Origin of the sequence: Candidatus Allofontibacter sp., from assembly GCF_040404065.1 — a bacterium.
Lineage (GTDB): Bacteria > Pseudomonadota > Alphaproteobacteria > Pelagibacterales > Pelagibacteraceae > Fontibacterium.
Genome location: NZ_JBBAJM010000005.1, coordinates 9,967 through 11,130 on the forward strand (window position 1 = coordinate 9,967; position 1,164 = coordinate 11,130).

A 1,164-nucleotide genomic window follows, 5' to 3' on the forward strand; every position below is an offset into this window, starting at 1 on the left:
TTTTTTAAAAAAGTATTTTAATAACATGTCATTTTTTTTTAATATAGAATCTTTAAGTGAATCTTTTGGAGAATTATTTATTACAAAGACACCTAAAGATCAAGATTCCTTTTACATGTCTACAAATATATCAAAATATGAAAAAACTGGAGTTGGGTATATTAATACATATTATTGTAATACAATAAGAGACACTGGTGCATTTTTTATTATAATAAATTCTAAATTTGCCAATGCTATTTTTGCTATATCAAAAACAAATAGAATGGATAATGGTGTAATTAATAAATTGTGTAATTCTGGAGATGACCTTGATATTTTATGGGATCAAGGTGAATATCCATATTTACAATTTACATGTAAAGATAATAAAACTAAAAAACTAGAATTTTATATTAAAGTTGTAACAAGTTTTTAACAAGTTTTTCAATTAATTTCATATTTTTTAAACCAATTTGTAATATCATTTATATTTAACCAAATACTTTCAGTATCAATATGTTTTATTTCATTTGGATTATATACATTTTCCATTACAACATTATTTAGTAATAAATTTTCTACATTATCATTGATTACTTCGTTTGCTATATCTAATAATTCTAAATCTGTTAAAGGTACCTTGTCGACTAACGACGTCTTTATATTCAATACATTTTTAAATATATTTTTTAAAAGTTCTATTTTTTTCATTTTAGTTTCATCTGTTTTTTTAATAATATTTAATATATCATTTTTTATATTTTCATTTTCTGAAATCTGTTTACCTAATCTTTTTTTAATTAAAAATATATTTTCACGTTCTTTATTCCTAATCTCAGACCACTCTTCTTCGTTATTTTTTATATTTTTTTGTTTTGATAAATAGTTATCTGCATCTGGATAAAAATTTTTATCTATAACTGGTAAATTTGTATTATTTTCAACACCTCTTTTTACAGGAATTATTTGACCAAAATTTGTTAATACACCTACTATTTCTTCTTCTTGTAAATTAGTTGTCATGTAATATATTATAATATAATAATATAAAAAATAATATAAATAAACTTTTTTAGTTACTTTTTTTTAGTTACCTTACCGATGACGAACCATCGGTTCGGCAAGGTACTTTTTTGGTTACCTTACCGATGACGAACCATCGGTTCGGCAAGGTACTTTTTT

At 22.3% G+C, this 1,164-nt stretch carries 2 protein-coding genes; one reads left to right on the forward strand and one right to left on the reverse strand.

Annotation, left to right across the window (positions count from 1 at the left end; genetic code table 11):
- On the forward strand, positions 1-418 hold a 418-nt coding region (locus AC8IG9_RS06425), incomplete at its 5' end, for a hypothetical protein (RefSeq protein WP_507425989.1).
- An 8-nt stretch (positions 419-426) separates the two neighbouring features.
- Here AC8IG9_RS06425 and AC8IG9_RS06430 read toward each other — a convergent pair.
- Positions 427-1,005 carry a hypothetical protein gene (locus tag AC8IG9_RS06430; protein WP_507425961.1) on the reverse strand — a complete coding sequence of 193 codons (579 nt, stop codon included), beginning with the start codon at positions 1,003-1,005 and terminating at the stop codon, positions 427-429.
- Positions 1,006-1,164: the final 159 nt, after the last annotated feature.